Here is a 4,652-nt window from a genome sequence, read left to right on the forward strand (position 1 = left end):
GGTCGACTTAATTATAGAGGAAACAGATGTCTTTTTCTATTATTATGAGTATAAAAAAAGATATTTAGTGTTATCCTCCGTTTGAGTAACAACACTAAATATCATAGACCCAAAAAAATTAGGCGCTACTCCCCAAAAACAAAATGCAACAATTTCTGATGTGATGAAACAAATTGCTGATTTAGATATGTCTGGGCATGCTGGAGATATTCTTGGAGATGCCTACGAGTATTTAATTGGTCAATTTGCTAGCGATTCGGGTAAAAAAGCAGGAGAATTCTATACTCCTCAACCTGTAGCTAAATTAATGACTCAAATCGTGATACGTGGAAAGGAAAACACAAAAGGATTTACAGTATATGATGCGACGATGGGATCAGGTTCGTTATTATTAAATGCTAAGAAATATAGTAATGAGCCAAGTACTATTCGTTATTTTGGACAAGAATTAAATACTTCAACCTATAATTTAGCTCGAATGAACATGATTTTGCATGGTGTGCCAGTAGAAAATCAGTCGTTGCATAACGCTGACACATTAGATCAAGACTGGCCAACAGAAGAACCGACTGACTTTGATGCTGTGTTAATGAATCCACCATACTCAGCAAAATGGTCTGCTGATGCTGGATTTATGAAGGATCCACGTTTTTCAAGTTTTGGAAAATTAGCCCCTAAATCAAAAGCAGATTTTGCCTTTTTATTACATGGACTATATCACTTGAAACAAAATAATGGAGTGATGGCAATCGTATTACCACATGGTGTGTTATTTAGAGGAAATGCTGAGGGAACGATTCGTCAGCACTTACTTGAAGAAGGTATGATTGATACTGTTATTGGATTGCCTGCAAACATCTTCTATAATACAAGTATCCCAACTACAGTAATTGTATTGAAGAAAAATCGTACAAGTAGAGATGTTCTGTTTATCGATGCTTCAAAAGAGTTTGAAAAAGGTAAGAACCAAAATATTATGACAGAAGAGCATATTAATAAGATTTTGGATGCTTATGACAAGCGTGAAAATATTGATAAATTTGCCTATTGTGCATCATATGACGAAATTGTGGAAAATGATTTTAATTTAAACATTCCCCGTTATGTTGATACTTTTGAAGAAGAAGAGGTCGTTCCTTTAAAAGAAATCGCAAAAGGTTTGAAAGAAACACAAGCAGAAATTGATAAAATGACAACTGAATTGTATTCTATGTTAGGTGAATTAGTTGGAACTAATGACGAAGAGCAGCGAGAGTTACAAGAATTCCTAAAAGATATAATGGAGTAATAAATATAATAAGGTTAGGGGGCATCCTTAGCCTTATTTTTTTGCTTAAGATTGGGAACAGCGAAAGTTAGGGGAAGTCTTTAGTGAGACAATAAGTTACGTAGATCCGAAACTTGAAGATTTAGAGTTATGGAGCGTAACTACTGAAAACGGTTTGGTTCCAAAAGAGAGTAGGTATAACAGACAATTTTTAGTAAAAAAAACAGATAAATTTAAAAAAATTTTTCCAAATGAAATTGTATATAATCCAATGAATATGACGTTGGGATCAATAGGGTTCAATAATTTGAACAAAGTTGTTGCTGTTTCTGGCTATTATGTAACGATGAAATTAAAATTAGGGTTTAATAGTATGTATTTTGCTGCGTGGTTACCTTCAAATAAAGCTATAAGACTGTATAAAATTTTTGCAACTGGATCGCTTACAGAACGTCAGAGAATACAATTTTCAACGTTAAAAGATATAAAGACATGCATTCCATTAGAATCAGAGCAGAGAATTATCGGTCAATTTTTTGAAAAATTAGAAGATTTAATTACCCTTCATCAGCGTAAGTAATAAAAAGGGAGTATTACTATATAATAAATGGTATAATCAAATAACAAAGAATTGCTTCTTACAACGATGTTTTATGTTTTATCTTCTTAATATTTTTACTAGAAAGGAATGTGAATGGAATGGATAGTGAACTAAAAACATTTGAGGGAAGTCACATTAGATCGATATGGGATGAAGAAAAGGAAGAATGGTATTTCAGTGTGATAGATGTTGTTGCTGTTTTAACTGATAGTAAAAATCCTCGAGACTACTGGTATCGTGTAAAAAAAAGAATGACGGAAGAAGAAAAAAGTCAGTTGTCGACAATTTGTCGACAACTGAAACTAGAAAGTAGTGATGGGAAAAAATATAATACTGATGTTGCCGATATACAAGGAATATTTCGTATTATTCAATCAATCCCTTCTCCTAAAGCTGAGCCTTTCAAGATGTGGTTGGCAGAGGTTGGTAAAGAAAGAATTGATGAAATAATTGATCCAGAACTTACAATTGATCGTGCTTTAGAGACTTATGCAAATAAAGGTTATTCAAGAGAGTGGATAAATCAGCGCCTTCAAGCTATTCAAGTAAGAAAAGAGCTTACAGACTCTTGGAACAACCACGGAATCAAAGAAGGTAGTGAATATGCAATTTTAACGAATGAAATTTCTAAAGCTTGGAGTGGCATGACTACTCGCGAATATAAAAACTTTAAAGGATTGCAAAAACAAAATCTGAGAGACAATATGTCAACGACAGAACTAATACTAAATATGCTTGCTGAAACTGCAACTAAAGATATTACTAATGTTACTCATCCACAAGGACTTGACGAGAATAGAAAAGTAGCAAAGAGAGGTGGAAATGTTGCAAAAGTAGCAAGAGAAACATTGGAAAATGAGACTGGAAAACCGGTAATTACTCCTAAAAATGCAATTGATATGTCCAAACTTATTGAAGAAGTTGTAAATATATCCATTGACAAAGAAAATGGTGAGTAACTATCTACTTAAATATGTAATGAAAGGAAAATTGTAAATGAATGAAAAGAAAAAATTGCAACCTAAAGTGAGATTTAGGGAATTTACTGGTGAAAATGCACCCGATTGGGAACAGCGAAAGTTATGGGAAGTGGTAGATTTTATAGGCACAGGTAAAAGCCGTTACAATTTAAAAGAAATCGGAAAATATGAAATTTTAGGTTCTACAGGAATAATAGGGTACGACGATAATTATGACTATGAGGGTAACTTCTTGTTAACTGCCCGTGTTGGAGCAAATGCAGGAACAATTTACCGTTATTCAGGCAAGGTAAAAATTACAGACAATACTGTGTTTTTAAAAGCAACACAACTAAATTTTGTTTATTCTCTTCTTAAAAAATTTGATTTAAAAAGTTTATCTTTTGGTTCAGGTCAACCATTAATTAAATCAAGTGAATTAAAGCAACTAAAGATATCCATCCCAATCAATATCGAAGAGCAACAAAAAATTGGATCTTTTTTCCAACAGTTTGATTCTCTCATCGCCCTTCATCAGCGTAACTGATAGAATATAACAGAAAGACCAACATTATGAAAATAGATTTCAATCAATACAATGGAAAAGTAGCAAAAAATATGAAAAACTAAATACATATCTTTATTAATTGATTGTATCATAAGAACGTTTTAGTATATATGATGTATTAGTTTTTAATTTAATCTCGATAAAAACCTATCATCGTAAGCCATTAGCAAGAACAGGAGGAATTATCGTGACATCGAAAAATACGAAAGAAACGTTATTTTGTGACTACTATCGACAATGGATTTCTGTTTATAAGGAAGGGGCAATTAGAAAGGTAACATTAGACAAGTATTATATGACACAGCAATGGATTGAAAAACTGGCACCTGATTTAAGATTATGTGATTTAGACAGAATAAACTACCAAAAATTATTGAATGATTATGCTTTGGTACATGAACGACAAACAACAATGGACTTTCATCATCAGTTAAAAGGGTCAATTCTAGATGCTGTAGATGAAGGATTAGTGGAAAGAGATCCCACAAGAAAAGCGATAATAAAAGGTAGAGCTCCGCGAGAAAAAAAGATAAAGTATTTGAACCAATTTGAACTTCACTCATTACTTTCTACTTTAAAATTGGGAGATAAAATTAATTGGGATTGGTTTATTTTGTTAGTTGCAAAGACTGGGATGCGTTTTTCTGAAGCATTGGCATTGACTCCAAAAGACTTTGATTTTGCACATCAAAAGTTATCTATTACAAAAACTTGGAACTACAAAGATGGTGGAGGATTCAGCCCAACTAAGAATAAATCATCAGTTAGAAAAATCCAAATAGACTGGCAAACTGTTATTCAATTTTCAGAATTAGTAAAAGGATTGGATGAGGATAAACCTATTTTCGTGAATACAGAAAAGATATATAATTCAACCATTAATAGTGTATTGAGCACACGATGTAGAAGGGCAGGAGTACCAGAAATATCAATTCATGGATTGCGACATACACATGCTTCTTTGTTACTATTTGCAGGTGTATCTATTGCTAGTGTTGCGCGAAGATTGGGACATGCCAGTATGACTACCACTCAAAAAACATATCTGCATATCATCCAAGAGTTAGAAAATCAGGATGTTGACCTTGTTATGCGTTCGTTATCTGCATTAAGTTAAGAAAAATTATTAAATAAATCAGCTAATGGCTTACGCTGGTGAATGGCTATATAGTTATCAATTTTTTGGAAAAGATTTCCGATGCGTTCTTGCTCATTTATGTTAGGTATTACGAAGTTCATTGAAGAGAAATCATTAAA

Annotated in this window: 3 protein-coding genes and 2 pseudogenes; all 5 read left to right on the forward strand. The window is 32.8% G+C overall.

Translation table 11 applies throughout. The features are described from left to right. Positions 1-112: 112 nt before the first annotated feature. Positions 113-1,288, forward strand: a pseudogene (locus ACTQZM_RS11730) (type I restriction-modification system subunit M); the annotation flags it as partial. A gap of 61 nt (positions 1,289-1,349) precedes the next feature. Continuing rightward, positions 1,350-1,847 (forward strand): annotated as a pseudogene (locus ACTQZM_RS11735) (restriction endonuclease subunit S); the annotation flags it as partial. Positions 1,848-1,966: 119 nt separating this feature from the next. Then, positions 1,967-2,827, forward strand: coding sequence for a BRO-N domain-containing protein (locus ACTQZM_RS11740; RefSeq protein WP_441653871.1), 861 nt, complete (start codon positions 1,967-1,969; stop codon positions 2,825-2,827). Between the two features lie 37 nt (positions 2,828-2,864). Then, positions 2,865-3,374, forward strand: coding sequence for a restriction endonuclease subunit S (locus tag ACTQZM_RS11745; protein WP_441653872.1), 510 nt, complete (start codon positions 2,865-2,867; stop codon positions 3,372-3,374). 208 nt (positions 3,375-3,582) lie between these two features. Further along, positions 3,583-4,512, forward strand: a complete 930-nt coding sequence (locus tag ACTQZM_RS11750; RefSeq protein WP_113783568.1) for a site-specific integrase — start codon at positions 3,583-3,585, stop codon at positions 4,510-4,512. Positions 4,513-4,652: the final 140 nt, after the last annotated feature.

Origin of the sequence: Enterococcus cecorum, assembly GCF_052119425.1 — a bacterium.
GTDB classification, from domain to species: domain Bacteria; phylum Bacillota; class Bacilli; order Lactobacillales; family Enterococcaceae; genus Enterococcus_E; species Enterococcus_E cecorum_C.